23 protein-coding genes and 1 tRNA gene are annotated in these 24938 nt (G+C 69.6%); 8 read left to right on the top strand and 16 right to left on the bottom strand.

Annotated elements, in window-relative coordinates; genetic code table 11:
* Positions 1-128: 128 nt before the first annotated feature.
* The 5 genes from HHX35_RS00775 to HHX35_RS00755 all read right to left on the bottom strand — a co-directional run bounded on the left by HHX35_RS00775 (position 129) and on the right by HHX35_RS00755 (position 5196).
* Entirely contained in the window at positions 129-1409 is a 1281-nt protein-coding gene (locus tag HHX35_RS00775; RefSeq protein WP_182897124.1) for an ABC transporter substrate-binding protein, read from the bottom strand.
* On the bottom strand, positions 1370-2416 hold the full coding sequence (locus tag HHX35_RS00770; RefSeq protein ID WP_220504945.1) for a branched-chain amino acid ABC transporter permease: 1047 nt from the start codon (positions 2414-2416) through the stop codon (positions 1370-1372). Before HHX35_RS00770 ends, HHX35_RS00775 begins: the two co-directional genes overlap by 40 nt.
* Before the next feature lie 91 nt (positions 2417-2507).
* Positions 2508-3398 carry a branched-chain amino acid ABC transporter permease gene (locus HHX35_RS00765; RefSeq protein ID WP_182897122.1) on the bottom strand — a complete coding sequence of 297 codons (891 nt, stop codon included), beginning with the start codon at positions 3396-3398 and terminating at the stop codon, positions 2508-2510.
* On the bottom strand, positions 3398-4234 hold the full coding sequence (locus HHX35_RS00760) for an ABC transporter ATP-binding protein (protein WP_396779664.1): 837 nt from the start codon (positions 4232-4234) through the stop codon (positions 3398-3400). The genes HHX35_RS00765 and HHX35_RS00760 overlap by 1 nt, the downstream gene beginning before the upstream one ends.
* A gap of 47 nt (positions 4235-4281) precedes the next feature.
* Positions 4282-5196 (bottom strand): ABC transporter ATP-binding protein, encoded by a 915-nt coding sequence (locus tag HHX35_RS00755; RefSeq protein WP_182897121.1) that lies wholly within the window; start codon positions 5194-5196, stop codon positions 4282-4284.
* Positions 5197-5383: 187 nt separating this feature from the next.
* On the opposite strand from HHX35_RS00755, the gene HHX35_RS00750 reads away from it, so the two are divergent.
* Positions 5384-6562, top strand: a complete 1179-nt coding sequence (locus tag HHX35_RS00750) for a CdaR family transcriptional regulator (RefSeq protein WP_182897120.1) — start codon at positions 5384-5386, stop codon at positions 6560-6562.
* A 64-nt stretch (positions 6563-6626) separates the two neighbouring features.
* Here the strand turns inward: HHX35_RS00750 and HHX35_RS00745 are convergent, their stop codons facing one another.
* On the bottom strand, positions 6627-7052 hold the full coding sequence (locus HHX35_RS00745) for a VOC family protein (RefSeq protein WP_182897119.1): 426 nt from the start codon (positions 7050-7052) through the stop codon (positions 6627-6629).
* 170 nt (positions 7053-7222) lie between these two features.
* Positions 7223-7296: transfer RNA gene (locus HHX35_RS00740), tRNA-Leu, on the bottom strand.
* A gap of 139 nt (positions 7297-7435) precedes the next feature.
* Here HHX35_RS00740 and HHX35_RS00735 point away from each other — a divergent pair.
* Together HHX35_RS00735 and HHX35_RS00730 are read left to right on the top strand one after the other, a co-directional pair.
* Positions 7436-8014: an ANTAR domain-containing response regulator gene (locus HHX35_RS00735; protein ID WP_182897729.1), complete on the top strand. Its 579-nt coding sequence runs from the start codon at positions 7436-7438 to the stop codon at positions 8012-8014.
* Positions 8015-8221: 207 nt separating this feature from the next.
* The gene (locus HHX35_RS00730; protein ID WP_182897118.1) at positions 8222-9523 is read left to right on the top strand and encodes an ABC transporter substrate-binding protein; all 1302 of its coding nucleotides are present in this window, start codon (positions 8222-8224) and stop codon (positions 9521-9523) included.
* Positions 9524-9630: 107 nt separating this feature from the next.
* Here HHX35_RS00730 and HHX35_RS00725 read toward each other — a convergent pair whose 3' ends face one another.
* The 6 genes from HHX35_RS00725 to HHX35_RS00700 form a co-directional block, all read right to left on the bottom strand.
* Positions 9631-10131, bottom strand: coding sequence for a hypothetical protein (locus tag HHX35_RS00725; protein WP_182897117.1), 501 nt, complete (start codon positions 10129-10131; stop codon positions 9631-9633).
* A gap of 103 nt (positions 10132-10234) precedes the next feature.
* Positions 10235-11134: an ABC transporter ATP-binding protein gene (locus HHX35_RS00720; protein WP_182897116.1), complete on the bottom strand. Its 900-nt coding sequence runs from the start codon at positions 11132-11134 to the stop codon at positions 10235-10237.
* On the bottom strand, positions 11131-12060 hold the full coding sequence (locus HHX35_RS00715; protein WP_182897115.1) for an ABC transporter ATP-binding protein: 930 nt from the start codon (positions 12058-12060) through the stop codon (positions 11131-11133). Before HHX35_RS00715 ends, HHX35_RS00720 begins: the two co-directional genes overlap by 4 nt.
* Entirely contained in the window at positions 12050-13039 is a 990-nt protein-coding gene (locus HHX35_RS00710) for a branched-chain amino acid ABC transporter permease (RefSeq protein ID WP_139574328.1), read from the bottom strand. Before HHX35_RS00710 ends, HHX35_RS00715 begins: the two co-directional genes overlap by 11 nt.
* A gap of 13 nt (positions 13040-13052) precedes the next feature.
* On the bottom strand, positions 13053-14336 hold the full coding sequence (locus HHX35_RS00705) for a branched-chain amino acid ABC transporter permease (protein ID WP_259404673.1): 1284 nt from the start codon (positions 14334-14336) through the stop codon (positions 13053-13055).
* Positions 14337-14787: 451 nt separating this feature from the next.
* The gene (locus HHX35_RS00700) at positions 14788-15168 is read right to left on the bottom strand and encodes a PaaI family thioesterase (RefSeq protein ID WP_182897727.1); all 381 of its coding nucleotides are present in this window, start codon (positions 15166-15168) and stop codon (positions 14788-14790) included.
* Positions 15169-15266: 98 nt separating this feature from the next.
* Between HHX35_RS00700 and polA the strand changes: the two genes are divergently transcribed.
* Entirely contained in the window at positions 15267-17948 is a 2682-nt protein-coding gene (polA, locus tag HHX35_RS00695) for a DNA polymerase I (RefSeq protein WP_182897114.1), read from the top strand.
* Positions 17949-18121: 173 nt separating this feature from the next.
* Here the strand turns inward: polA and HHX35_RS00690 are convergent, their stop codons facing one another.
* Positions 18122-18919: a DUF2127 domain-containing protein gene (locus tag HHX35_RS00690; RefSeq protein ID WP_220504873.1), complete on the bottom strand. Its 798-nt coding sequence runs from the start codon at positions 18917-18919 to the stop codon at positions 18122-18124.
* A gap of 74 nt (positions 18920-18993) precedes the next feature.
* Between HHX35_RS00690 and HHX35_RS00685 the strand changes: the two genes are divergently transcribed.
* The 4 genes from HHX35_RS00685 (at position 18994) to coaE (ending at position 22956) form a co-directional block, all read left to right on the top strand.
* Positions 18994-20040: a polysaccharide deacetylase family protein gene (locus HHX35_RS00685; RefSeq protein ID WP_182897112.1), complete on the top strand. Its 1047-nt coding sequence runs from the start codon at positions 18994-18996 to the stop codon at positions 20038-20040.
* Positions 20041-20247: 207 nt separating this feature from the next.
* On the top strand, positions 20248-21711 hold the full coding sequence (gene rpsA / locus HHX35_RS00680; RefSeq protein ID WP_182897111.1) for a 30S ribosomal protein S1: 1464 nt from the start codon (positions 20248-20250) through the stop codon (positions 21709-21711).
* Positions 21712-21866: 155 nt separating this feature from the next.
* The gene (locus tag HHX35_RS00675; RefSeq protein ID WP_182897110.1) at positions 21867-22340 is read left to right on the top strand and encodes a GNAT family N-acetyltransferase; all 474 of its coding nucleotides are present in this window, start codon (positions 21867-21869) and stop codon (positions 22338-22340) included.
* Positions 22341-22350: 10 nt separating this feature from the next.
* Complete coding sequence (gene coaE / locus HHX35_RS00670; RefSeq protein WP_182897109.1) at positions 22351-22956, top strand: dephospho-CoA kinase; 606 nt, start codon at positions 22351-22353, stop codon at positions 22954-22956.
* A gap of 75 nt (positions 22957-23031) precedes the next feature.
* On the opposite strand, the gene HHX35_RS00665 is transcribed toward coaE, so the two are convergent.
* Complete coding sequence (locus HHX35_RS00665; protein ID WP_220504872.1) at positions 23032-24198, bottom strand: SRPBCC family protein; 1167 nt, start codon at positions 24196-24198, stop codon at positions 23032-23034.
* Positions 24199-24265: 67 nt separating this feature from the next.
* On the bottom strand, positions 24266-24859 hold the full coding sequence (locus HHX35_RS00660; RefSeq protein ID WP_310738825.1) for a TetR/AcrR family transcriptional regulator: 594 nt from the start codon (positions 24857-24859) through the stop codon (positions 24266-24268).
* Positions 24860-24938 lie beyond the last annotated feature (79 nt).

Here is a 24938-nt window from a genome sequence, read left to right as displayed (position 1 = left end):
ATGACGCTGTCATCGGCTCCTCCTCCGCCTTGCGATGCACCACTCTGGACACCGCTCCTTCCGGGCAAATCTCGTCAATCGCGACACCTGCGAGTAACCTCATGGGCGTGGGCACGGGCCTGTCCGCGTCAGCCCACCGGCACCGGGTAGTCCTTCGCCAGCCCCGAGACCTCCGCCTCCCTGAAGACCACCGCGCCGCCGAGCGCCGCCTTGTCGGGCTTGAGCACGTACGACGACCGGGAGGCGGGCTTGTCGAAGAACGTGAAGTTCATCGGAGTGCCGAGGTCGCCACCGAAGTTCGACTGCGAGCGGTGCGCGTTCAGGACGCCCTCACGGGTGAGGTCCCTGGCCTCGCACGCCTTCCTCATCGCCTCGTCCACGATCATCGCCGCGCTCCAGCCGGTGGGCACGCCGCTGTCGAGCGTCTCGCCGGGATACTTCGCCTGGTAGTCGGCCACCAGCCGCTGCATCGCCGGATTCTTCGCGCTGACCGGGGTCCCCGCCGACACGTAGTAGAAGTCCTTCAGCAGGGCCGGCCCGGCCGGGGTCGCGAGAAGCTGCGGAGCGTAGGCCGAGTTGCTGCCGACGAACGGCACGTCCATGCCCTTGGCGAGGGAAACGCCGACCAGCGAGGCCGTCTGCCGGGGCCCCACCGAGACGAGCACGGCCTTCACTCCGGCCGCCTTGAACGCCGCCACCTGGGCGCTCATGTCCTGGTCGGTCGCCTTGATCTTCTGCTCGACGATCCGCAGGCCGAGCTTGCCCGCGGCGTACTTCGAGCCGTTGAGCGAGCTCTCGCCGTAGTCGCCCTCGAAGTACAGGTGCCCGATCCTGTCGCCGGACTTGATCCCCTTCTCCTTCGTGAGGAACTCGACGGCGTTGATCATGTCCACGTCGTACGTCGTGCCGGTCACCTGGATGGCCCGGCTGCCAAGCAGCGTGGTCGCCCACGCCATCGGGATCGTGAGCAGCTTGTCGCCGTCGATGCGCTGCTTCAGCGCGGTGATCATCGGGGAACCGATGAACTGCGCGATCGCCGCCGACTTGGGCGCGACCTCGGTGTAGGCGGCCACCGCCTTCTGCGTGTCGTAGCCGTGGTCGCGCACGACCAGCTCGTATTTGCGGCCGCAGACCCCGCCGCCGGCGTTGACCTGGTCGAAGTACAGTTGCTGCGCCTGCGTCTGGCTCTTGCCGAACGACGCGTAGGGGCCGGTCAGGTCGGTGAGCGCGCTCACGGTGAGCGTGGTGGCCGTGACGCCGGGGCCGGTCTTGACCCCGTCGCCGCCGGCCGCCGCCCCGGCGCCTCCGCCCTCGCCGGTGGCCTTGCCGCTGGCGCACCCCGCCGCCGAGGTCGCGACGGCCAGCAGGGCTAACGCCGCGACGCCGGCGCGGGTGCCGATTTTGCCCATCTGAGCTCCTTGAGTCGAACGCGGCCAAGCCGCGTGGCGAGCCCGGCCAGACCGCCGGGCAGGAACAGCACCACCGCGACGACGGCGGCGCCGTAGAGGATCCGCGCGGTCTCGGCGGGGGAGACCCCGCCGGAACCCGGCTCGGCCACCAGCGGCAGGGCGTCGCTGTAGCGCGTGAGCAGCTGGGGGAGCAGGGAGACGAACGCGGCCCCGACGACCGCGCCGGCGACCGATCCCAGGCCGCCGATCACGATCATCGCGAGGTAGTCGAGCGACAGCAGCATGCCGAAGTAGTCCGGCACGACCTGCTGGAAGACCAGGGCGACCAGCACCCCGGCGAGCCCGCCGTACATGGACGACAGGACGAACACGCCCGCGCGGTATCGGGCGACCGGGACGCCCATGACCCCCGCGGCGATCTCGTGGTCCCTGATCGTGTTCATCGCCAGGCCGGGACGGCCGCGCAGCACGCCCCTGGCGAACACCGCCGCGCCCGCGAGCAGCGCGATCCCGAGGAACCACAGCCGTTCGAGCGAGCCGAACGGCACGTTCAGCACCACCAGCTCCGGGGTGTCGGCGAAGACGAACCCGAACAGCTCCATCGGCGGCACCGGCCGGCCGTTGAAGCCGCCGGTCACCGGCTCCGCGTTGAACAGGATGTGCTGGCCGACGAAGATCAGGGCGAGCGTGGCGATGCCCAGGTAGGCGCCCTTGAGGCGGCCCGCGATCGGGCTGAACAGGCCGCCGGACACCCCCGCGACGATCACCGCCGCCACGGCCGCGAGCGGCGTCGGCAGCCCCAGGTCGGACGACAGGAAGACGTAGGAGTACGCCCCGACCGCGAGGAAGAAGGCATGTCCCAGGGACAGTTGCCCGGTCGCCCCGGTCAGCAGGTTGATCCCGATCGCGCCGATCGCCGCCGACATCGCGAACAGCCCCGCCTGCAGCCAGAACCCCTCCAGGTAGAAGGGCACCGCGACGGCTCCCGCGAGCACCGCGATACACAGCGCGGCCCGGAGGGACCGCGCCCAGGACCACGTCGCGGCCCGGAGGGAGCGGGGCGTGTCGCGTGCGGGCGTCGCGGCCGCGGGCGTGGGCTCAGACACGGGCCGGCTCCTTCGTGCCGAACAGCCCGGCGGGCCGCAGCAGCAGGATCACGATCATCACGAGGAACGGCGCCGCGTCGCCGATGCCGCGGCCCAGGAAGGCGAGCTCGCTTTGGTAGCCGCTCATCAGCGTCTCGGTGACGCCCACGATCAGCCCGCCGGCCAGCGCGCCCGTGGTCGAGTCGAGCCCCCCGAGGATGGCGGCGGGGAACGCCTTCATCGCCGCCGCGGCCGTGCCCCTGTCCAGGCCCGGCGTCGGGAAGACGCACAGGAACATCGCCGCGACCGCGGCCAGCGCCCCGGCGACGGCCCACGCGCTGAGCGAGACCCGGCCGAGCCGCACGCCCATCAGCGCGGCGGTCTCCGCGTCCTCGGCCGTGGCGCGCATGGCCACGCCCCAGCCGGTGAACTTGAAGGCGAGCAGGAACGCCACGATCAGCGCGGCGGCGACCGCGAGAGCCACGACGCGGGTCTCCGCGACCGTCACCGGGCCAAGACGCAGCACCCGGTCGCCCCAGGGGTCGCCGAGGGCGAGCACCTCGGTGCCGATCCGGCGGGTGAGCTCGGTCGTGAGCAGGATGTCCACGCCGATCGTGACGATGGCCAGCACGCCGCGCGAGCCGACGTGCGCCCGGCGCAGGATCAGGAACTCCACCAGCGCGCCGACCAGCGCCGCCGCCGCGATCCCGGCCGCCAGCGCCGCCCAGAACCCGATCAGCGGGTGCAGCCTGGCGATCACGTAGCCGCCGGCCAGCAGCAGCGACGCGTGCGTGAAGTTGACCACCTCGGTCGCCTTGAAGATCACCACGAAGCCGAGCGCGATCAGCGCGTACACGGCTCCGACCGAGATCCCGTTGACGAGCAGCTCCAGGAAGACCGCCATCACGCCTCCCCTCGCTCACCGGAGGGGCCGCCGAAGTCGCCGAGATAGGCGCGGATCACCTCGGGGTCGCGCTGGACCTCCTCGGGCGTCCCGTCCGCGATCCGCCTGCCGAAGTCGAGCACGGTCACCGCGTCGGCGATCCGCATGACCATGCCCATGTCGTGCTCGACCAGCAGGATCGAGATGCCGAGGCTCTCGCGCACCGACTCGATGAGGTCGGCCATCTCCCGCCGCTCGCCGCCGTTCATCCCCGCCACCGGCTCGTCGAGCAGGAGCAGCCGTGGCTCCATGCACAGCGCCCGGGCCAGCTCCACCCGCTTCTGCACGCCGTACGGCAGCAGCCCCACCGGGATGGACAACGCGTCGCCGACGCCGGCGAACTCCGCGATCTCCGCGACGCGCGCGCCGTGCCGTGCGGCCTCGCGCCTGGCCGAGGGCAGCCGCAGGCCGGCCGAGACGAAGCCGGCGCGGGTCAGGCGGTGCCGGCCGAGCATGAGGTTGTCGCGGACCGTCAGGTGCGGCGACAGGGCGATGTTCTGGAACGTCCGCGCCACGCCCAGCGCGGCCACCTGGTGCGGGCGCAGCGAGGTCAGCTCGGCGCCGCCGAAGCGCACGCTGCCCGAGGTGGCGCGGTAGACGCCCGACAGCACGTTGAAGCAGGTGGACTTGCCCGCGCCGTTCGGGCCGATCAGCGCGTGCACGCTGCCGGGGGCCACGGTGAAGCTCACCGCGTCGAGCGCGGTGAGGCCGGCGAAGCGTACCGTCACCTCGCTGACCACGAGTTCCGCCGGGCCGTCGCCGCCGGCCGTACCGACCGGTTGGTTTCTCACGGATATGCGGCGGCGCCTCGTCGGGTGCGTGCGCGGTACGCCGCGGCGGTGGGTCATGCCGTCCATCTCGCCAGCCTGGTCCTTTCGTGCCTCTCGAGCCTCTGGCGCCCCTCATGGCCGGGGCCGAGGTCGGTACCGACCGGTCGGTCTGTCTCGGGCATGCCGACGCCGAGGTAGCGGCGGCGCACCTCGTCGCTGGCCGCGAGGTCCGCCGCCGGTCCCGACAGCGCCACCTCGCCCACCTCCAGCACGTACGCCCGCTCGGCCAGCGCGAGCGCCATGGCCGCGTTCTGCTCCACCAGCAGCACCGACGTCCCCTGGGCGTTGATCTGCCGCACGGTGTCGGCGATCCGGGCCGCCATCAGCGGCGCGAGCCCGAGCGTGGGCTCGTCCAGCAACAGCAGCGAGGGTCCGGCCATGAGCGCCCGGCCGATCGCCAGCATCTGCTGCTCGCCGCCCGACAGCAGGCCCGCCCGCTGGTGGGCCCGCTCTGCCAGCACGGGGAAGAGTTCGAGCACCCGCTCACGGGCCGCCGCGGCGCGCCCGCCCGGCATGCCCAGCGCTCCGGCGCGGAGGTTCTCCGCCACCGTCATCCGGGCGAACACCCGCCGTCCCTCCGGCACCTGGACCACGCCGCGCCGTACGACGGCCGCGGCCGCCACTCCGTCAATGCGGAGTCCGCCGAAGGCGACCGTCCCCGACGTGATGGCGCCCCGGTGGAACCGCAGCGTCCCCGACACGGCGCGCAGCAGCGTCGTCTTGCCCGCGCCGTTCGCGCCGAGCACCGCGGCCACCGCGCCCCGGGGCACGGCCAGGTGGACGCCCCGCAGGGCGCGCACGGGGCCGTACCGCACCTCCAGGCCGCTGATCTCGAGGCCCCCACTCTTCGGGTCCGCAGTCCTCGGGGCCGCGGTCTCCGGGCCGTCGATCTCCGGGCCGCTGGTCCCCGGGCCCGCCTCACCAGACATCCGCGCCTCCTGTGACTTCGATGAAGGCACACCCAACCCACCGTGGTCGAGGGCCGTCCAGCGCCGGGAGTCAAGTCGGGACCCCAGCCCATGCCCGCCGGTCGTGCCCTGTGCTCCAGCACAATCCCGCATCACGAAACGAAAACCGAACCTTGTTCCGGACGCTGCCGGCTGGCACATTCGGGGCATGAGGTCCAGGACGGACTCCGAGGTCCGGGAACTGCTGCGGACCTCCGCCGCAGGCCTGCTGGAACGGCTCCCCGAGCTCGCCGACGAGCTGGTGAGGCGCGGCAGGGAAAGCGACGAGGCCTACCGCATGACGGTCCCCTACGAGGACCACTGGAAGAGCACCCACGAGGGGCTGCGCGTCGGCATCACCGCGATCCTGCAGCTCCGGCACGAGCGGCGCGACGTGGCGTACGCCCAGACGGTGGGGCGCAGGCGGGCCGAGTTCGGGCTCCCGCTGGACTCGCTCATGCGCAGCTACCGCCTGGCCGCGCAGGTCACCTGGAACGGCGTCATCGACATCATCGGCGACCAGGGCCAGGAGCGGCTGCCCGCCCTGCTGCGCAGCGCCACCCACGTGTGGCACGCCATCGACCGCCAGGCCGTGGCGGCGGCCGACGCCTACCGCCGCCGGGAGAACGAGCTGCTCGGCCGGACCAACCAGCGCGTCAACGCCATGCTCGACGCCCTCCTGGAGGGTCGCGCCGACCCCGCCGTGGCCGGGGTGGCCGCCGACGCCCTCGGCCTGCCGGAGCACGGTCGCTATGCGGTCGTCACAACGCGGCTGCCCGCGCAGCCCGACCGCGTCCACCGCCCCGACGAGATCGGCGGGATGCGCTTCCTGTGGCGCATGCGCCCGGACCTGGAGATGGCGGTGGTGTACCTCGGCGACAGGGAGCTGGACGATCTCGTCGCCGCGATCACCCCGGTCGTCTGCGCGAGCGCCGGCGTGAGCCCGGTGGTGGAGAGTCTCGCCGACCTCGGCACGGCCCGCCGCCTGGCGGAGGTGGCCATGCGCACCTGCTCGGGGACCGCGCCGGAGATCGCGCGGCTCGACCGGCGGCTGCCCGCGGCCCTGGTGGTCTGCCAGCCGGAGCTGGCCGGGCACCTCGCGGGCGGCGTCCTCGGCCCGATCATCGCCTCACCCGACGGCGGCGTGCTGCTCGCGACGCTGGAGGCGTGGCTGCGCTGTGAGGGGTCCGCGGCCCGGGCGGCGGCAGAGCTCTACTGCCACCGCAACACCGTCTTCAACCGCGTGCGCCGCATCGAGCAGCTCACCGGCCGGTCGCTGGCCCGTCCCCTGGACGTCGTCGAGCTCTCCCTCGCCCTCGACGCCGTCCGCCTCCTCCCCGGCGGCTGATTCGCGAGCGGAGTGGAGGGGTCCGGCTCTGAAACCGACAGCCCGTCCTGCGCTCACTGACCGCCTACGACCACTGACCCTCCGGGCCGATCATGTACGTGGACGGTGCCAGGGTGCGCAGGACATCGAACTCGTTGCCCTCGGGGTCGGCCATGACCACCCAGCTCCGGCCGGAGCCCTGCCCCACGTCCACCTTGGCGGCGCCGAGGCCGAGCAGCCTGGCCACCTCGTCGTCGGTACTGCCGTCGATCGGGCTGACGTCGAGGTGGAGCCGGTTCTTCACGGTCTTGCCCTCGGGCACCCGGATGAACATCAGGGTGGGCGGCATCTGGCGGGCCCGGACCTCCTCGACGGTCGGCTCCCAGGAGCCGATCTCGACCTTGCCCTCGCTCCGGTCGATCACCTTGAAGTCCAGGACCGCGCACCAGAAGGCCGCGAGCCGCTCCGGATCGTGGCAGTCGACAACCAACTCGGTGAACCTACTGGTCATGACTCCCCCAGACAGTGCGGACGGGGGCTTAGCCTATGGGGGCGCGCCACCCGTCCGGCAAGTCCGAGACCGCTACGACCACCAACCCTTGGAATCGATCATCTAGGGTGGCGTGCAGACCTCATCGCCCCGGTCGCCGCTCGTTTACGGGCGACAACAATTCGTGCAAGTGCCCCGAGTGGGATTCGAACCCACACTGAATGGATTTTGAGGCCATCGACTCTGCCGATTGGTCTATCGGGGCTATTTCCGGATTTGTCCGGTTTTGGCAATGGATGCCGCGCAGCAGTCGATCTTGCTTGGAGATCGCTTGGGACATCCCCTGCCGTGGTCCTAATGTAGCGGACGTCGGTAACCTCTTGTGCGTGAGTACGCAGCGGCGAGTGGTGATCGCGGAAGATGAGGCGCTGATTCGCCTCGACCTGAAGGAGATGCTCGAAGAGGACGGTTACGCCGTGGTCGGCGAGGCCGGCGACGGCGAGACGGCGGTCAAGCTCGCCATGGAGCTCCGGCCCGATCTGGTGATACTGGACGTCAAGATGCCCGTGCTCGACGGGATCTCCGCGGCCGAGCGCATCGTCTCCGAACGTATCGCGCCGTGCCTCATCCTCACCGCGTTCTCCCAGCGCGACCTGGTCGAGCGGGCCAGGGACGCGGGCGCGATGGCCTACCTGGTCAAGCCGTTCACCAAGGGCGACCTGGTGCCGGCCATCGAGATGGCGGTCAGCCGGCACGAGGAGATCGCCGCGCTGGAGAAGGAGGTCTCCACGCTGTCGGAACGGCTGGAGACCAGGAAGCTCGTGGAGCGCGCGAAGGGCCTGCTCATGGCCCAGCACGGGTGGACGGAGCCGCAGGCCTTCCGGTGGATCCAGAAGGCGTCCATGGACCGGCGCATGAGCATGCGCCAGGTGGCCCAGATCGTGGTGAACGAGAACGGCGGCGAGACCCAGCCGCCCGCCTGAACGTCGCCCCGCTGATCGCGGAGGAGAAGACTCCTGGTCAGGGGCCGTCCCGCTAAGTTGAGGAGTTATTACGACTCCGCATCCAAGTGCGGACAGTTCTGATGCATCCCTGGTCGGGCCATGCCTGGCCTATGTACCTTTCAGCCATTCGATCGGGACCAGTCGGCAGCGCTGACGATTCCCCGGCCTGGATGAAGGAGATGCTTCATGATCCGCATTGCCCCCCTCGGGCGGGCGCTGGCCGTCGCCGCAGCCGCCAGCCTCGCGCTGACGGCCTGTGGCGGTGGTGAGGACAGCGCAGCGCCGGCCTCCTCGGCGCCGGCGGCCCAGTCCTCCGCGCCCGCTGCCGCCACCGCCCAGGGCGATGGCGTTCTCACCGTCGGCACGTTGCTGCCGCAGACCGGCTCGCTCGCCTTCCTCGGCCCGCCGGAGTTCGCGGGTGTCGGCCTGGCGATCAAGGAGATCAACGACGCCGGTGGTGTCCTCGGCAAGCCGGTGACCGAGGTCGACACGGACTCGGGTGACACCTCGACCAACATTGCGTCCCAGTCTGTCGACAAGTTGCTGCAGCAGAAGGCCGACGTGGTCATCGGTGCCGCCTCGTCCTCGGTGTCGCTGTCGGTCATCGACAAGATCACCGGTGCCGGTGTTGTCCAGATCTCGCCGGCGAACACCTCTGACCAGTTCACCACGTACAACGACAAGGGCCTGTACTTCCGTACGGCTCCGCCGGACGTGCTGCAGGGCCGTGTCCTCGGTGACCTGATCCTCGCCGACGGCAACGACACGGTCGGCATCCTGGCCCTCCAGGACGCGTACGGCACCGGCCTCGCGGACAACGTGCAGAAGGCGGTCGAGGGCGGCGGCGGCCAGGTCGTGGAGAAGGTCGTCTACGACCCGAAGGCGGCCGACTACTCGGCGGACGTCGCCAAGATCAAGGAGGCCAACCCGAAGGCCGTCGCGCTGATCGGCTTCGACGAGACCAAGAAGATCATTCCTGAGCTCGTCAAGCAGGGCCTGACCGCCAAGAAGGTGAAGTACTACTTCGTCGACGGCAACCTGTCCAACTACGGCACGGGCAAGGACGGCTTCCCCAAGGGCACGCTCGACGGCGCCAAGGGCACCCAGCCGGGCGCCCAGGTCTCCGACGACTTCAAGGAGAAGCTGAAGACGGTCGACCCGAACCTGAAGGACTACAACTACGGCCCCGAGTCGTACGACGCGACCATCCTGACCGCGCTCGCGGCGGTCGCCGCCAAGAGCGACGCGCCCAAGGACATCGCGGCCCATCTGGCGGAGGTCTCCTCGGGCGGGGAGAAGTGCAAGGACTTCAAGTCCTGCAACGACCTGCTGACTGCGGGCAAGGACATCGACTACGACGGCGCGTCCGGCCCGATCGAGTTCAACGAGGCCGGTGACCCGGCCGAGGCGACGATCGGCATCTACCAGTACGGCGCCGACAACACCAACAAGAACATCGCCTTCAACACCGGCAAGATCGCCGGCTGATCGCGAGCACGAAGGGCCCGCTCCCATGGAGCGGGCCCTTTCCGCGTTCCGGGGTCCCGGGACCTTCCGCCGTCGCGGGGGGCGTCCCAGGCGTCTCGCCGCGCTGGTCAGGAACGGCCGCAGGCGGTGAGGACGGCGGCGGACGCCTTGCGATACCGGCGCAGCAGGTCCGCGCGCCGGGAACCGGCCGTGTCGGCCCGGGACAGGGTCTCGGCGAGGCCGTCGACGGTCGCGACGGCGGCCGAGGCCGGGGCCGGCAGGTGGGGGCCGTACATCGCCAGCGTGCCGCGCAGATAGCCGAAACGGCCGCGTACGTCCCCGTCCCAGTGCTGGGCCTCCTCCTGCCCGGCGGGCAGCAGCGACAGCCCCAGGTAGCCGATGGCGGACACCACGCGGGCGCAGGGGTCGTCTCCGGCCTTCGCACCGGTGACGTAGACCGCGCCACTGGTCTTCCCGGACGCGGTCCCCAGGGACGACACAGTGGACGACACGGTGGACGACGCGGTGGACGACGAGGCTTCGGGCTCCGGGGACGGTGATTGGCAGGCGGACAGGCCCACCGCGAGTGCCGAGACGACCAGGGCCATGCGGAGGGGGGTTCGGGTCATAGGGCTCATTGTCGCCCCGCTGGTTGCCGATCAGGTGGAAATACGGTCACAGACATACGACGAGGGCCCCGGCGGGATCCACCGGGGCCCTCGCGAGAGCGGCTCAGGCCCGGGCGAGCGTGCCCAGGTAGAGCTGGATGACCTTCGGGTCGTTGATCAGATCGCGACCGCTGGCCATGTAGGCGTTGCGGCCCTGGTCGAGCACGTAGCCCCGGTGGCAGATCTGCAGGCAGCGCCGCGCGTTCTGCTCCACCATGATCACGGTCACGCCGGCCTTGTTGATCTGCTGGGCCTGGATGAAGACCAGGTCCTGCAGCTTGGGCGACAGGCCCGCGGACGGCTCGTCGAGCAGCAGGACCGACGGCTCGGTCATGAGCGCCCGGCCCATGGCGACCATCTGCCGCTCACCGCCGGACAGCGAGCCGGCGCGCTGCTTGCGGCGCTCCCGGAGGGCGGGGAAGATCTCGCAGACGAACTCGAACCGCTCCTTGAACTTGCCGGGCACCTGGAAGGCGCCCATCTCCAGGTTCTCCTCGATGGTGAGGCTGGGGAAGACGTTGTTCGTCTGCGGGACGTAGCCGACCCCGCGGGCCACCAGCGAGTGGGCCTTGAGGTTGGTGATGTTTTCGCCGTTCAGGGTGACCGAGCCGGTGCGCACCGGCACGAGCCCGAACAGGGTCTTCAGCAGGGTCGACTTGCCGGCGCCGTTCGGGCCGATGATGCCGATCAGCTCGCCCTTCTTCACGTACAGGTCGGCGCCGTTGAGGATGTTGACGCCGGGGATGTAGCCGGCGTACAGCTCGTCGGCCCGCAGCAGCGCGTTCTCGGCTCCGGCGAGGTGGTCGGAGCGGTCGACGACGGCCGCCCGCGAGACGGCCGCGGCGCCGTCCTCGTCCGCCGCCGCGACCGGCTCGGCCACGCCGGTGCCGTCCGTCGCGGCGACGTCGTCCGGCGTGGGCGCGCGGTCTGGCTCTGCGTGGTTTTCCGGCGTGGGGGCGGTCATGCCTTCTCCTCGATCTCGGACTCCAGCTCGGCCTCGGCCTCCTGCAGCTGCTCCTCGAACTCCTCGGCGGACATCGGCGCGTCGTGGTGGGCGCCCAGGTAGGCGTCGATCACGCGCGGGTCCGACATGATGGTGTCCGGCGGCCCCTCCGCGATCACGGCGCCCTGGGCCATCACGATCACCCAGTCGCTGATGTCGCGGACCATGTCCATGTCGTGCTCCACGAAGAGCACGGTCATGCCCTCCTCGCGCAGGTCCTTCACGTGACCGAGGAGCGACTGGGTCAGGGCCGGGTTCACGCCCGCCATGGGCTCGTCCAGCATGACCAGCTCGGGGCCGACCATCAGGGCCCGCGCCATCTCCAGCAGCTTGCGCTGGCCGCCCGACAGCGAGCCGGCGAAGTCGTCGCGCTTGGCGTCGAGCTTGAAGCGCTCGAGGAGCTCCTCGGCGCGTTCGGTGATCTCGTCCTCCTGACGGCGCCAGCTGCCGGGGATCAGCGCGCGGAAGAAGTTCTCGCCGAGCTGGTTCTGCGCGCCGAGCCGCATGTTCTCCATCACCGTGAGCTTCGACAGGGCCTTGGTGAGCTGGAACGTGCGGACCATGCCCGAACGGGCCACCCGATGGGCGGGCACGCCCTTGAGCTGCTTGCCGTTGAAGGTCCACGACCCCTCGTCGGCGCTGTCGAAGCCGGTGAGCTGGTTGAAGAACGTGGTCTTGCCGGCGCCGTTCGGGCCGATGAGCGCGGTGATCGACCCGCGCTGGACCTCCACGTGATCGACGTCGACGGCGGTGAGGCCGCCGAACCGGCGGACGACCTTGTCGACGACGAGGATGGGGTCGGGCTTGGCGACCCCCGGCTCGCGATCGAGGCCCGCGAAGGCGGCCAGCGCCGCCGCCTTCTTCGTCGTGGTGCTGTCAGCGTGCATCGAGCGCGATCTCCCTCTTGTCACCGAAGATGCCCTGAGGCCGGAAGATGAGCAGGAGCATCAGGCCGAGACCGACCAGCATGAAGCGGACCGCGCCGATGTTGTTCACGGTGAACAACGAGGGGAGCATTCCTGCGCTCACGGCCTCGCTGAGCGTGTTCCCCACGAAGACCAGCAGCACCCAGAAGAGCGCGGCGCCGACGACGGGGCTGAAGACGCGGGCCGCGCCGCCGAGGATCACGATCGTGTACGCGTAGAAGGTGAACTCCGTGCTGAACAGGTCGGGCTGCACCGACGCCTGACCGAGCGCGAACAGGAAGCCGCCGAGGCAACCGACCACGCCGCCGAGCACGAGCGCCTGCATCTTGTAGGAGAAGACGTTCTTGCCGAGGCTGCGCACGGCGTCCTCGTCCTCGCGGATGGCCTTGAGCACGCGGCCCCACGGGCTCTTCATGAGCAGGTAGACCAGCCCGCAGGCGATCGCGATGAGCACCCAGCCGACGGTCAGCACCCACGTCACCCGCTCGTTGAAGCTGATCGGGCCGATGCCGTACGTGCCGGGGGAGTAAGGGTTCATCGCGAAGAAGTCGCCGGAGAAGTTCTGCCTGCCGTCCGAGCCGCCGAAGACGCTGCTGAACTTGACCGACCTGAACACGAGCCGGACGATCTCGGCCGCCGCGATGGTGACGATGGCGAGGTAGTCGGCGCGCAGCCGCAGGGTGGGGATGCCGAGCAGGAAGGCCAGCACGACGGTGGCCGCAAGGCCGATCAGGATGCCGAGCCAGAACGGCAGGTGGAAGGTGGCGACGGTGACGGCCATGCCGTACGCGGCGACGCCGAGGAAGGCCGCCTGGCCGAAGTTGAGCAGCCCGGCGTAGCCGAACTGGATGTTGACGCCGATCGCGGCGAGCGCGTAGACGACGGTCTCCAGGCCGATCGAGGCCTTGACCGTGGTGACGAAAATGGTGTTCCAGTCCACGTGTGGTCTCCGATCAGCCGATGCGCTCGCGCCGGCCGAGAATGCCCTGCGGCCGGAAGAGCATGACGAGGATGAGCACCAGCAGCGCGCCGACGGTCTTCAGCTCGGTCGGCACCACGACGGTGGACAGCTGGATGAACAGGCCGACGACGATGGAGCCGACGAGGGCGCCGAAGGCGGTGCCGAGCCCGCCGAGGGTGACCCCCGCGAAGACGAGCAGCAGGATCTGGAAGCCCATCTGGAAGCTGACGTTCTGCGACAGGCCGAGCATGACGCCCGCGAGCGACGCGACGGCGCCGCCGACGGTCCAGATGATCCGGATGACACCGTCGACGTTGATGCCGGAGGAGGCCGCCAGCGCGGGGTTGTCGGCGACGGCCCTGGCGGCCTTGCCGAGGCGGGTCTTGAGGAGCGCGAGCCCGACGATCACGAGCACGGCGAGCTCGATGCCCATCGCGATGAAGTTCTTCGGCGCGGCGGAGATCGGGCCCACCTGGATGCCGGGCTGGGCGTTGTAGTCCGCGTACGGAGCGCCCTCGCCGCCGAAGAAGAACAGGAAGACGTAGCGGAGGAACAGGGCCAGGCCGATCGAGATGATCATCATGGCGACCAGGCTGCTGCCCCGTTTGCGCAGCACTCCCCAGAAGAACCGGTCCTGGGTGTACCCGAAGACCCCGCCGATCACGACCGAGATCACCGCGGCCCAGATGAGCGGGATTCCCACGACCACGTTGAAGAAGTAGGCGCACATGGCGCCGAATGTGAGCAGCTCGCCGTGGGCGAAGTTGGTGAGCCCGGTGGTGCCGAACACCAGCGACAGGCCCATGGCCGCGAGGGCGATGATGAGCCCGAGGTTGAAGCCCTCGAAGGTGAGCTGGGCGACCCGGTCCCAGAAGGAGGAGGAGTCCGAGGCCTGCGCGGCGCCCCCGCCCTGCTTGCCGGCGGGCGCGAGGGCGAACAGGACGTTGCGTTCGCTGCCCTCGTAGACCTGCACGTCCAGAGTGGCCCGGTTCTGGAACTTCAGCCCGATGTCCTTGGGGAGCGTCGACTGGTCAAGCGTGACCTTGTATCTGCCCGCCTTGGGGACCGGCACCTCCCACTTGCCGTCCGCACCCGTGGTGGCGTCCCCGACGGGTTTGCCGTCTTCGCCCGCCACGCTGATCTTCACGCCGTTCACCGGCTGGCCTTGGTTTTGGAGTGTGCCCTTCAAAGCCTCCCCGTCCGCCCAGGCGGGGGAGGAGAGCAGAAAGACGAGTCCACCCAGGAAGGCCGTGAACGCGATCACGGCTCTGCGCAATGGTGCTCCCTCTGTTTCAGGTCATGGCGGGGTCGTGCCCCCACTGCGGACGCGCAACATCGGCAAGGTTGCTGCGATGTTGTGGCCGGAGCATAAGCCTGAGACGCCCGTTTCGGGGTCGTTCGTCACCAATTGGTGACCATGGTGTGTCACTGACGTGAGAAAGGGTTCGCAGGTCAGGGCATGTAAGGAGTCAACCGCCGGGTCGGTGCTGTGGAAGAGCATGAGCCCGTGGGAGGACCTTTGGGACCGTACACAGCTTCCCCGGCTCCGCACGTTGTCTACTCGGTCTTCCCACGGGCTCTGGAGCCACAACGGTAGCGACCGGAGCGACTCCGGTGCAAAGAGAGTCGCAAGCCGTTCCGTTATGAGGCTCAATGCGTCGTAAGGGGTTTTCGTAGTGCTTTCCCGGCCGGCTCGCGGGCGCGCTCGGCCCCCGAGCCGGGGGGCCTCAGCGAGCGTCCCTGAGCATGCAGGTCAGACGGGCCGTGCAGACCGCCCGGCCCTCGTCGTCGGTGATCTCGATGGCGTACGTCGCGAGCGTGCGCCCGCCGTGCACGCGAGTGGCGACGGCGGTGACATGCCCCGAGGTGGCGGAGCGGTGGTGGGTGGCGTTGATCTCGATGCCGACGGCGATCCTGCCCGCGCCGGCGTGCAGGGCGGCGCCGGTCGAGCCGAGGGTCTCGGCCAGCACGCAGGACGCGCCGCCGTGCAGAAGCCCGTGCGGCTGCGTGTTGCCCTTGACGGGCATGCGGCCGACGACCCGCTCGGCGCTGGCCTCCAGGATCTCGATGCCCATCCGCTGGTGCAGGTGGTCCCCGGGCGCGTTCATCGACGCCACGAACTCCTCGGGATTCGTCAAGGTCAAGGGGACGCCTCCTGTGGGAAGAGCACGGGTTTTCTGTCGTACAGGGAGACTAGGCTGCGGATGTGCCGAAGAGTGAAGCGACCCCCACCCGTCCATGTCTGCTGCTCCTGGACGGGCATTCTCTTGCTTATCGCGCGTTCTACGCGTTGAAGGACGCGAACCTCATGACCACCGACGGTCAGCACACCGAGGCGGTGTACGGCTTCACCTCGATGCTGGCCAACATCCTGCGCGACGAGCAGCCGAGCCACGTCGCGGTGTGCTTCGACCGGAGCGAGCCGACCTTCAGGCACGAGGCGTACGACGGCTACAAGGCCAACAGGACGGAGACCCCCGAGGACTTCCGCGGCCAGGTGCAGCTCATCTTCGAGCTGCTCGACGCGCTGCGGATCCCCCGCATGTCCGTGGCCGGCTTCGAGGCGGACGACCTGATCGCGACGCTGGCGACGCGGGCCTCGGGCGAAGGCATGAACGTGCTCATCGTGACCGGCGACCGCGACGCGCTCCAGCTCGTGGACGACAGGGTCACGGTGCTGATGACCAGGCGGGGCATCAGCGACATGACCCGCTTCACCCCCGAGGCCGTCATGGAGAAGTACGGCCTCACCCCTGGGCAATATCCGGACTTCGCGGCCCTGCGCGGCGACCCGAGTGACAACCTGCCGAGCATCCCGAGCGTGGGGGAGAAGACCGCCACCAAGTGGATCTCCGAGTACGGCTCGCTGGACGAGCTGGTCCGGCGGGCCGACGAGGTGAAGGGCAAGGTCGGCGACAAGCTCCGCGAGCACCTCGGCCAGGTGATCCACAACCGGATGCTGACCGAGCTGAAGCGCGACGCCCCGGTCGACGCCGAGGTGTCCGCGCTGACCATGGGCCTGTGGGACCGCGAGGAGGTCAACAAGCTCCTCGACGCGCTGCAGATCCGCGGCGAACTGCGCGAGCGCCTGTTCAAGACCCTCGGCACCACGGAACCGGAGGCGGGCGAGGGCTTCGAGCTCGAGGTGACCGTGCTCGAGCCGGGTCAGGTGGCCGGCTGGCTGGCCGCCCTCCCCGAGGACCGCGCCGGGCTGGCCTTCCAGGGCGCGTACGGCAGCGGCACCGGGCGGTTCGAGGGCCTGGCGATCGCCTCGCCGGGCGGCGCCGCCTATCTCGACCCCACGCGCCTCACCGAGGAGGACGAGGCGGCGCTGCACGCCTGGCTGGCCGACGACGACAGGCCGAAAGCCGTGCACGACGCCAAGGGGCCGCTGCTCGCGCTGTGGGCCCACGGGCACGACCTGCGCGGTCTCACCTGCGACACGGCACTCGCCGCGTATCTCGCGATGCCGGGGCAGCGGTCGTTCCCGCTCGACGACCTGGTCCTGCGCTACCTCCACCGCGAACTGCGGGCGGAGTCCGCGCCCGGCGGGCAGACCTCCCTGTTCGAGGACGCCGACGAGGGCGCGGCCCGGGATCTGGCGCTGCGGGCCCAGGCCGTGCGTGACCTGGCCGACGCGCTGGAGTCCCACCTGTCCAAGCGCGGCGGCACCCGGCTGGTGACCGAGGTCGAGCTCCCGCTGGTGCGGGTGCTGGCCGAGATGGAGCGGGCCGGCATCGCCGCCGACCGGCAGTACTTCGCGGCGCTGGAGGCCGAGTTCGGCGCGGCCGTCAAGCAGGCGGTCGAGGCCGCCCACCAGGCGGTGGGGGAGCAGTTCAACCTCGGCTCGCCCAAGCAGTTGCAGGAGATCCTGTTCGGCAAGCTCGGCCTTCCCAAGACCAAGAAGATCAAGACGGGCTACACGACCGACGCCGACGCGCTCGCCTGGCTGGCCCAGCAGACCGACAACGAGCTGCCGGTGATCCTGCTGCGCCACCGCGACCAGACCAAGCTGCGCACCACGGTCGAGGGCCTGATCAAGGAGATCGCCGACGACGGGCGGATCCACACCACGTTCAACCAGATCGTGGCGGCCACCGGGCGGCTGTCGAGCGAGAAGCCCAATCTGCAGAACATCCCGATCCGCACCGTCGAGGGCCGGCGCATCCGCAAGGGCTTCGTGGTGGGGGAGGGCTACGACACGCTGCTGACGGCCGACTACAGCCAGATCGAGCTGCGGATCATGGCCCACCTGTCCCGGGACGAGTCGCTGATCGCGGCCTTCGAGTCGGGCCACGACTTCCACCAGGCCACCGCGTCCCGCGTCTTCGACCTGCCCCCCGAGCAGGTGGACGCCGACCTGCGCGCCCGGATCAAGGCCATGAACTACGGCCTGGCCTACGGCCTGTCCGACTTCGGCCTGTCGGGGCAGCTCAACATCCCCGTCGCGGAGGCCAGGGCGCTCAAGGAGGAGTACTTCGAGGAGTTCGGCGGCGTCCGCGACTACCTGGAGTCGATCGTCGCCCTGGCCCGCAAGGACGGCTACACCGAGACCATCCTCGGCCGCCGCCGCTACCTGCCCGACCTGACCAGCGACAACCGGCAGCGCCGGGAGATGGCCGAGCGGATGGCGCTCAACGCGCCCATCCAGGGCTCGGCCGCCGACATCATCAAGGTCGCCATGCTGAACGTGCAGAAGGCGATCGAGGGCATGGGCTCCCGCATGCTGCTCCAGGTCCACGACGAGCTGGTGTTCGAGGTCGCGCCGGGCGAGCTGGAGGAGCTGACCGAGGTCGTGCGCACGCAGATGTGCCGGGCCTATGACCTGAGCGTGCCGCTGGAGGTCAGCGTGGGCGTCGGGACCACCTGGGAGGACGCCGGCCACTGACCACGGCCCGAGCCGGGGTTCGCCAGGCTCGTCGCACCGGGCTGGTCATGCCGGGCTGGTCCACCGGGCTCGTCACGCCCGGGCTGGTCACACCGGGCTCATCGCACTGCGCTCGTCACATTGGGGTCGTCGCACGGGGCTCGTCACATTGGGCTGGTTCGCCGGGCGACGGGTCAGGGGTGGCCGGTCGGACGGGTGGGCCTGTGGTCCCGCCCGGCCAGGGCCAGGCCCGCCTGCTCGACCTCCAGCAGGCTCGCCTCGTGCCGCTCCGTGTCGTACGCCGCCCGCCCGCCGCGCAGTCCGAACAGGCGCTTGCTGAGCGCGATGTAGAGCACGGCCGCGATGTTGATCAGGAGGATCACGATCCGGAACGGGCTCACCTTCTCGGCGATCTCGTAGATCTCCACCGGGATGAACGCCGAGGTGACGATCACCGAGAAGTACTCGCCCCATCGCCTCAGCAGCCACAGGCCGATCCCTTCGGTCAGCAGCAGGGCCGCGAGGGCGAGCAGGGCGAGAAAGATCCAGGTGAGGGTCGTCGTCCGCGCGCCCAGCGCGGTCCGCAGCGTGTGCACCACGCCCGACTGGTCGAGGTTCCACCCGAGCTTGTGGGCCAGCGGCTCGACCAGCGGGAGGTCCTGGTCGAACGCCCGCCGTACGGCGTCGTGGTGGGCCCGGAACCGCCACACGCCGTACGCTCCCGCGATCACGAGAACGGCCTTGGCCCAGCGGAAGACAGCGATCAGCCGCAGCACGGCGGCGTCCCGCAGCGCCCGGCCCCGCAGCACCACGGGCGCGTCGCCGGCCGGTCCGGCCCCGCGCGGAGGGCCCAGGGTGAAGTCGCCGCAGCGCAGGCAGCGCCACGCCTCGCCCAGCGCGGTCTCGGCGCGCAGGCGGCTCCGCAGCGCCTCCTCGTCCGGGGCGTACGTGACGTGCCCGTGCCGTCCGCAGGCACGCAAGCTCCAGTCCACAGGAAAATTGCAACACATGTGAATACGGACACGTCGGGCAGTAAGGTCAAATAACTGTGCGCAACCTTGCCCGAATGACTGCAATCGCCAATGTCGTCGTTGTCGTGATCGGTCTTGTCGCGCTCGTGCTGCTGCCCCGGTCCACGGGCGGGGAACGGTCACAGGTGCGGGCCCAGCCGCGGTCGCCGTCGCCCTCGCCCAGCGCGGCCCCGCCGAAGGCGACCGCCGAGTCGGCGAGGAAGGTCAAGGCGAACGAGGCCGGCCTGGTGCCCGTGATCATGTACCACCGCATCCTGCCCAAGCGGCTGGCGTCCATCGACCGGACCCCCGCCCAACTGCGCAAGGAACTGGAGCGCCTGGCCAAGGACGGCTACGTGCCGATCACCGCGGCCGAACTGGTCGCCAGGAAGATCGACATCCCGGCCGGGACCCATCCGGTCGTCCTGACCTTCGACGACGGCCACCCCAGCCACTTCGCGATGGACCAGAACGGCATGCCGAAGAACGACACGGCCGTCGGCATCATCTACGAGGTCGCGGCGAAGTACCCGAACTTCCGGCCCACCGCCACCTTCTGGGTCAACCGCGACCCCTTCGGCCTGCGCGACCGGGAGCGGCAGAAACAGGCGGTGAAGTGGCTGGCCGACCACGGCTTCGAGGTGGCCAACCACACCTACTCCCATCCCGATCTGCGCCGGCTCTCCAACAAGCGGGTCAGCGAGCAGATCGTCCGGCAGGAGCGGCTGCTGAAGAAGATCGGCGCGCCGGACTCGACGACCTTCGCGCTGCCGTACGGGTCGCGGCCGAGGAAGCTGAGCAGGGCGCACGACGGCACGTGGGACGGCACCCGCTACCACTTCGACGCCGTCTTCCTGGCCGGGGCGCAGCCCACGGTTTCGCCCTACGCGAAAAGTTTCCCGCGATACGCGATCCCGAGGATCCAGTCCAATGGAAAACACGGCGAGTGCCGGCGCTGGTGCACGACCTACTGGCTCGACTGGCTCGCCAAACATCCAGGAGAGCGTTATACGTCGGACGGGGATCCGGCCCGAGTGTCGGTGCCGCGTAAACTCCGGGCAACGCTCTCGCCGGCCCGGGCGAAGTCGGTGATCACGTACTAGGCGTTCGTCTGGTTGCCTCGGATTGACCCAGCTCGCTCCGTCTCATATGCTGATCGCTGCGCTGTGGGCTCGCGCGCGTCACGGACGGAGCGGGCTCGCGCTCGGTCATCTGGTGGCTACCAGGAAGCAGCATCATCCAGTGAACGAAAAACGGCCCGCCGCGCTTCTGTCACAACGACATCTGTCCGGTTCGGAGCAATTCCACACATGACGAGCAGCACTGAGGCCACCTCGAGCACCCCGCAGGTAGCGGTCAACGACATCGGTTCCGAGGAGGCCTTCCTCGCCGCGATCGACGAGACCATCAAGTACTTCAACGACGGAGACATCGTTGAAGGCACCGTTGTCAAGGTCGATCGAGACGAGGTCTTGCTCGACATTGGCTACAAGACCGAGGGCGTTATCCCGTCGCGCGAGCTCTCGATCAAGCACGATGTCGACCCGGCCGAGGTTGTCGAGGTCGGAGAGCACGTCGAGGCCCTGGTTCTCCAGAAGGAGGACAAGGAAGGCCGCCTCATCCTGTCCAAGAAGCGCGCCCAGTACGAGCGCGCCTGGGGCACGATCGAGAAGATCAAGGACGAGGACGGCATCGTCACCGGCACGGTCATCGAGGTCGTCAAGGGTGGCCTGATCCTCGACATCGGTCTGCGCGGCTTCCTCCCCGCCTCCCTGGTGGAGATGCGCCGCGTCCGCGACCTGCAGCCGTACGTCGGGCGCGAGCTCGAGGCCAAGATCATTGAGCTGGACAAGAACCGCAACAACGTGGTCCTGTCCCGCCGTGCCTGGCTGGAGCAGACGCAGTCCGAGGTTCGCCAGACGTTCCTCAACACCCTTCAGAAGGGCCAGGTCCGCAAGGGCGTCGTGTCCTCGATCGTCAACTTCGGTGCGTTCGTGGACCTCGGCGGCGTCGACGGCCTGGTGCACGTGTCCGAGCTGTCCTGGAAGCACATCGACCACCCGTCCGAGGTCGTCGAGGTGGGCCAGGAGGTCACGGTCGAGGTTCTCGACGTCGACATGGAGCGCGAGCGGGTCTCGCTGTCGCTCAAGGCGACGCAGGAGGACCCGTGGCAGCAGTTCGCCCGGACCCACCAGATCGGCCAGGTCGTGCCCGGCCGCGTCACCAAGCTGGTGCCGTTCGGTGCCTTCGTCCGGGTCGAGGAGGGCATCGAGGGCCTGGTCCACATCTCCGAGCTGGCCGAGCGCCACGTGGAGATTCCGGAGCAGGTCGTGCAGGTCGGCGATGAGATCTTCGTGAAGATCATCGACATCGACCTGGACCGTCGCCGCATCTCGCTGTCCCTCAAGCAGGCCAACGAGGGCGTCGGCGCCGAGGTCGAGTTCGACCCCACGCTGTACGGCATGGCGGCGACCTACGACGACCAGGGCAACTACATCTACCCCGAGGGCTTCGACGCCGAGACCGGCGAGTGGCTCGAGGGCTTCGACAAGCAGCGTGAGGAGTGGGAGCGGCAGTACGCCGAGGCCCAGGCCCGCTTCGAGGCGCACCGCACGCAGATCGAGAAGGCCCGCCAGGAGGAGGCGGCGGCCAGCGAGGCCGCTCCGTCGTCCTACAGCGGCGAGACGACCTCCGCGCAGTCCGGCGGCGGCGCCCTCGCCTCCGACGAGGCCCTCGCCGCCCTGCGCGAGAAGCTGGCGGGCGGCCAGAGCTGACACCCGGTCTCCCGACCGGAGGTCCAGCCGAGTCCTCCACAGCACCACGAAAGGCCCCGCTTCGGCGGGGCCTTTCCCCTTTCCATGGTTCGTCGCGAGCAGGGGGACAGCTTCCGCCGGTTGGCGGAGGCAGGCGTGCCGATAGGGTGGCCCTCGTGGTGGAGATCGCGAGGGCCGTGCCCGCGGACGCGGGGGAGCTCCTCACCCTGCAGCGGGCCGCGTACGTGACCGAGGCGCAGCTCTACGGCGACCCGTTCATCGCGCCGCTCGTCGAGTCGCTCGACCAGGTGCGTACGGTGATCGAGACGGCGGTCGTGCTCAAGGCGACGGACGGCGGGCGGCTGGTCGGCGCGGTCCGGGGCCAGATGTCCGGTTCGACCTGCCTGGTGGGCCGTCTCGTGGTCGCGCCCGACCGGCAGGGGCAGGGGATCGGCAGTGCGCTGCTGGCCGCGATCCACGAGGCCGTGCCCGAGGTGGCGGTGTTCGACCTGTTCACGGGGCACCTGTCGGAGGGCAACCTGCGGCTCTACCGCCGGCTCGGTTACCGGGAGACCCAGCGGGAACGGGTGCAGGACCACCTGACGCTGGTCCATCTGCGCCGGGAGCCCCGGCACCAGTCCGCCCGATAGGCTGCGGGACGTGCTGAAAGTTGGGCTCACGGGCGGCATAGGTTCGGGCAAGAGCGAGGTGTCGCGCCGGCTCGCGGCGCGCGGCGCCGTCGTCGTCGACGCTGACAAGATCGCCAGAGAGGTCGTGGAGCCCGGCACCCCCGGGCTCGCGGAGATCGTCGAGGCGTTCGGCGAGGACGTGATCCGGTCCGACGGCACGCTCGACCGGGAACGGCTCGGCGCGATCGTCTTCGCCGACGCCGAGAAGCTGAAGGTCCTCAACGGGATCGTCCATCCGAAGGTGGGCGAGCGCAGTGAGCAGCTCCAGCGAGAGGCCCCGGACGACGCGGTCGTCGTCTACGACGTGCCGCTGCTGGCCGAGAACAACCTGGCCCCCCTGTACGACGTGGTGATCGTCGTGGACACACCGGACGAGGTGCGGCTGGAGCGTCTGCTGCGGTTTCGCGGCATGCCGGAGGCGGACGCCCGCGCCCGGATCGCCGCCCAGGCCTCCCGCGAGGACCGGCTGAGGATCGCCGACATCGTGATCCGCAACGAGGGTTCCCTGGTCGACCTGGACGCCCGGGTCGACAAGGTCTGGCAGGACCTGAGCGCCCGGGTCTCCGCGAAGGGCTGACCGGGCTGTCTACGCCCGGGAAGTCTCATGGACGTCCCGACCCCCTTGCTAATCTACAGCGTAAAGCCGACGTCCTTATTCAGCGGTGCGACCGCGCTCGGCGGTGCCTTCCACCCACGACCGGTAGGCGTCGAGGACCAGGCCGTGGAAGTGATGCACGCCGTGCTCGGACAGCCCTGAGCCGGACGGGTCGTAAACGATGCGGCCCTGGTCGAAGGCCGGTGTGTTCATGCCTCGCTGGACGCTCTCCACGATGGTGATGTCCTGCTGCTGCAGCACCTCGTCGATGTATCGCACCGCCTCCACCTCGGCGTCCATGAGCTCGGCCGTCTCGAAGTAGAAGTCCCAGGTCTCCAGGGTGCGGGCGGGACCGGCCGGAATGATCTGCAAGACCATGAAGTTGCCGCGACCGGGGTATCGCAGCAGACAGGTGTTGGGCCACAGCCACCACACCGCGTGCTGTGTGACCGACGCACCCGCGACGTCGTACGCGGCGTTCTCCTGCTTGCCGGCCTCGGCGAAGTGGCTCGACCAGATGCCGTGGGTCTTCACCTCGTAGGTGTCCATGTCGACGAGGTCGACGAACTCCTTGTGGGCGATGTGACAGTGGTAGCACTCCAGGAAGTTGTCGACGACGTTCTTCCAGTTGGACGCGATGTCGTAGGTCAACCGCTTCGCGTGGGTCAGTCCGGCCACGTCGGGGGCCCACCTGGCGATGTCGGCCGCCAGATCCCCGGCCTGCTCGGCCAGGGGAGCGGCGCCCGGGTCCAGGTTCACGTAGACGAAGCCGCCGAACTCCTCCACCAGCACCTGGTCGAGGCAGATCTCGCTCTTGTCGAAGGTCTCCATCTTGTCGGCGCGACGAGCCGCCTTCAGCTGCCCGTCCAGGCCGTAGGTCCACGCGTGGTAGGGGCAGACGATGTTGCGCGTGGTGCCGGAGCCGGCGAGCAGCTCGTGGGCGCGGTGCTTGCAGACGTTGTAGAACGCGCGCAGCGCTCCGTCACGGTCGCGCACGATCGCGATCGGCATGCCGGCCACGGTGGCCGACACGTAGCCGCCGGGCGACGAGAGCTTCTCCACGTGGCAAATCCACTGCCAGGTGCGGGCGAAGACAGCCCGGACGTCGACGTCGAGCCACCGCGGGTCCGTGTACGTCTCCGCCCGCAGCGACATCGATCGTCCTGGGTCCTTGTGGAATCCGGTGCCGACGCGGCGTACGTCGGCCATGGTGACTGGTGCCATGGCGGGAGCATACGAGGGCCTGAACGATCGTTCAATATGTTCCTGGACGTTCGTTCAAGGTCGCCGGTCAGTCGGCGAGTGCGATCTCCTCGCAGCGGGCGACGCTCCTGCTGATCGAGGCGCGGTCGAGCCCCAGCAGGGCCGTGAGCCACAGACCGTTCTGGATGACGTCGATGTCGGCGGCCCGCTTGCCGCACTCGTCGGGTGGCAGCTCGGGGCGAGCCGCGCCGATGAGGGCGGCAAGCCCGGCGCGGTAGCGTTTCTGAGCCTCCGTGTTGATGCGCTCGAAGTCCTGGTGAGCCTGGGCGAGCGCCCAGAGCTGAAGTCGCAGGGACAGGTACTCCGTCGTCAGGAACTCCGGGTCGGCCACCCGTGTCAGCGCGGCACGCAGCCGCTCTTCCGGTTCGAGGGCGAGGTCCGGCTCGACCAGTGCGATGTCCTGCTCCTCTATGCGGTGCAGGGCCGCACGGATCAGGCTCGTCTTGTCCTCGTAGTGGTAGTTCACCAGCCCCAGCGAGACCCCGGCCTCACGCGCGACGGCACGCATGCTGACCCCGGATATGCCCTGCAGGGACAGGAGTCGAAGCACCGCCTCGAGGATCAGCGCCTGCCGGTCGACTTTCTCGTCGGCGTCCATCGCGCGCACGGGCCTCGGGCTCACGTCCACAACCTTAGTAGCGGCAGGAAGGTCGAGAGCGGCCGTCGCTCGCATCGATGCCTCAACCGGTCTTCCAGCGACA

The sequence above is a fragment of the Microbispora sp. H10830 genome, from assembly GCF_014161375.1.
Classification (GTDB): Bacteria; Actinomycetota; Actinomycetes; order Streptosporangiales; family Streptosporangiaceae; genus Microbispora; species Microbispora catharanthi.
Note: the sequence above shows the minus strand (reverse complement) of the source record. Positions and strands in the feature narration are given on the sequence as shown.

Excerpts from the sequence above, each read along its gene's own strand:
- HHX35_RS00775 (WP_182897124.1), bottom strand. The coding sequence starts at position 1,409 with ATGGGCAAAATCGGCACCCGCGCCGGCGTCGCGGCGTTAGCCCTGCTG.
- HHX35_RS00750 (WP_182897120.1), top strand. The coding sequence starts at position 5,384 with ATGAGGTCCAGGACGGACTCCGAGGTCCGGGAACTGCTGCGGACCTCC.
- rpsA (WP_182897111.1), top strand. The coding sequence starts at position 20,248 with ATGACGAGCAGCACTGAGGCCACCTCGAGCACCCCGCAGGTAGCGGTC.
- HHX35_RS00765 (WP_182897122.1), bottom strand. The coding sequence starts at position 3,398 with ATGGCGGTCTTCCTGGAGCTGCTCGTCAACGGGATCTCGGTCGGAGCC.
- HHX35_RS00730 (WP_182897118.1), top strand. The coding sequence starts at position 8,222 with ATGATCCGCATTGCCCCCCTCGGGCGGGCGCTGGCCGTCGCCGCAGCC.
- HHX35_RS00665 (WP_220504872.1), bottom strand. The coding sequence starts at position 24,198 with ATGGCACCAGTCACCATGGCCGACGTACGCCGCGTCGGCACCGGATTC.
- HHX35_RS00715 (WP_182897115.1), bottom strand. The coding sequence starts at position 12,060 with ATGCACGCTGACAGCACCACGACGAAGAAGGCGGCGGCGCTGGCCGCC.
- HHX35_RS00685 (WP_182897112.1), top strand. The coding sequence starts at position 18,994 with ATGACTGCAATCGCCAATGTCGTCGTTGTCGTGATCGGTCTTGTCGCG.
- HHX35_RS00755 (WP_182897121.1), bottom strand. The coding sequence starts at position 5,196 with ATGTCTGGTGAGGCGGGCCCGGGGACCAGCGGCCCGGAGATCGACGGC.
- HHX35_RS00720 (WP_182897116.1), bottom strand. The coding sequence starts at position 11,134 with ATGACCGCCCCCACGCCGGAAAACCACGCAGAGCCAGACCGCGCGCCC.
- HHX35_RS00700 (WP_182897727.1), bottom strand. The coding sequence starts at position 15,168 with ATGAACGCGCCCGGGGACCACCTGCACCAGCGGATGGGCATCGAGATC.
- HHX35_RS00745 (WP_182897119.1), bottom strand. The coding sequence starts at position 7,052 with ATGACCAGTAGGTTCACCGAGTTGGTTGTCGACTGCCACGATCCGGAG.
- HHX35_RS00725 (WP_182897117.1), bottom strand. The coding sequence starts at position 10,131 with ATGACCCGAACCCCCCTCCGCATGGCCCTGGTCGTCTCGGCACTCGCG.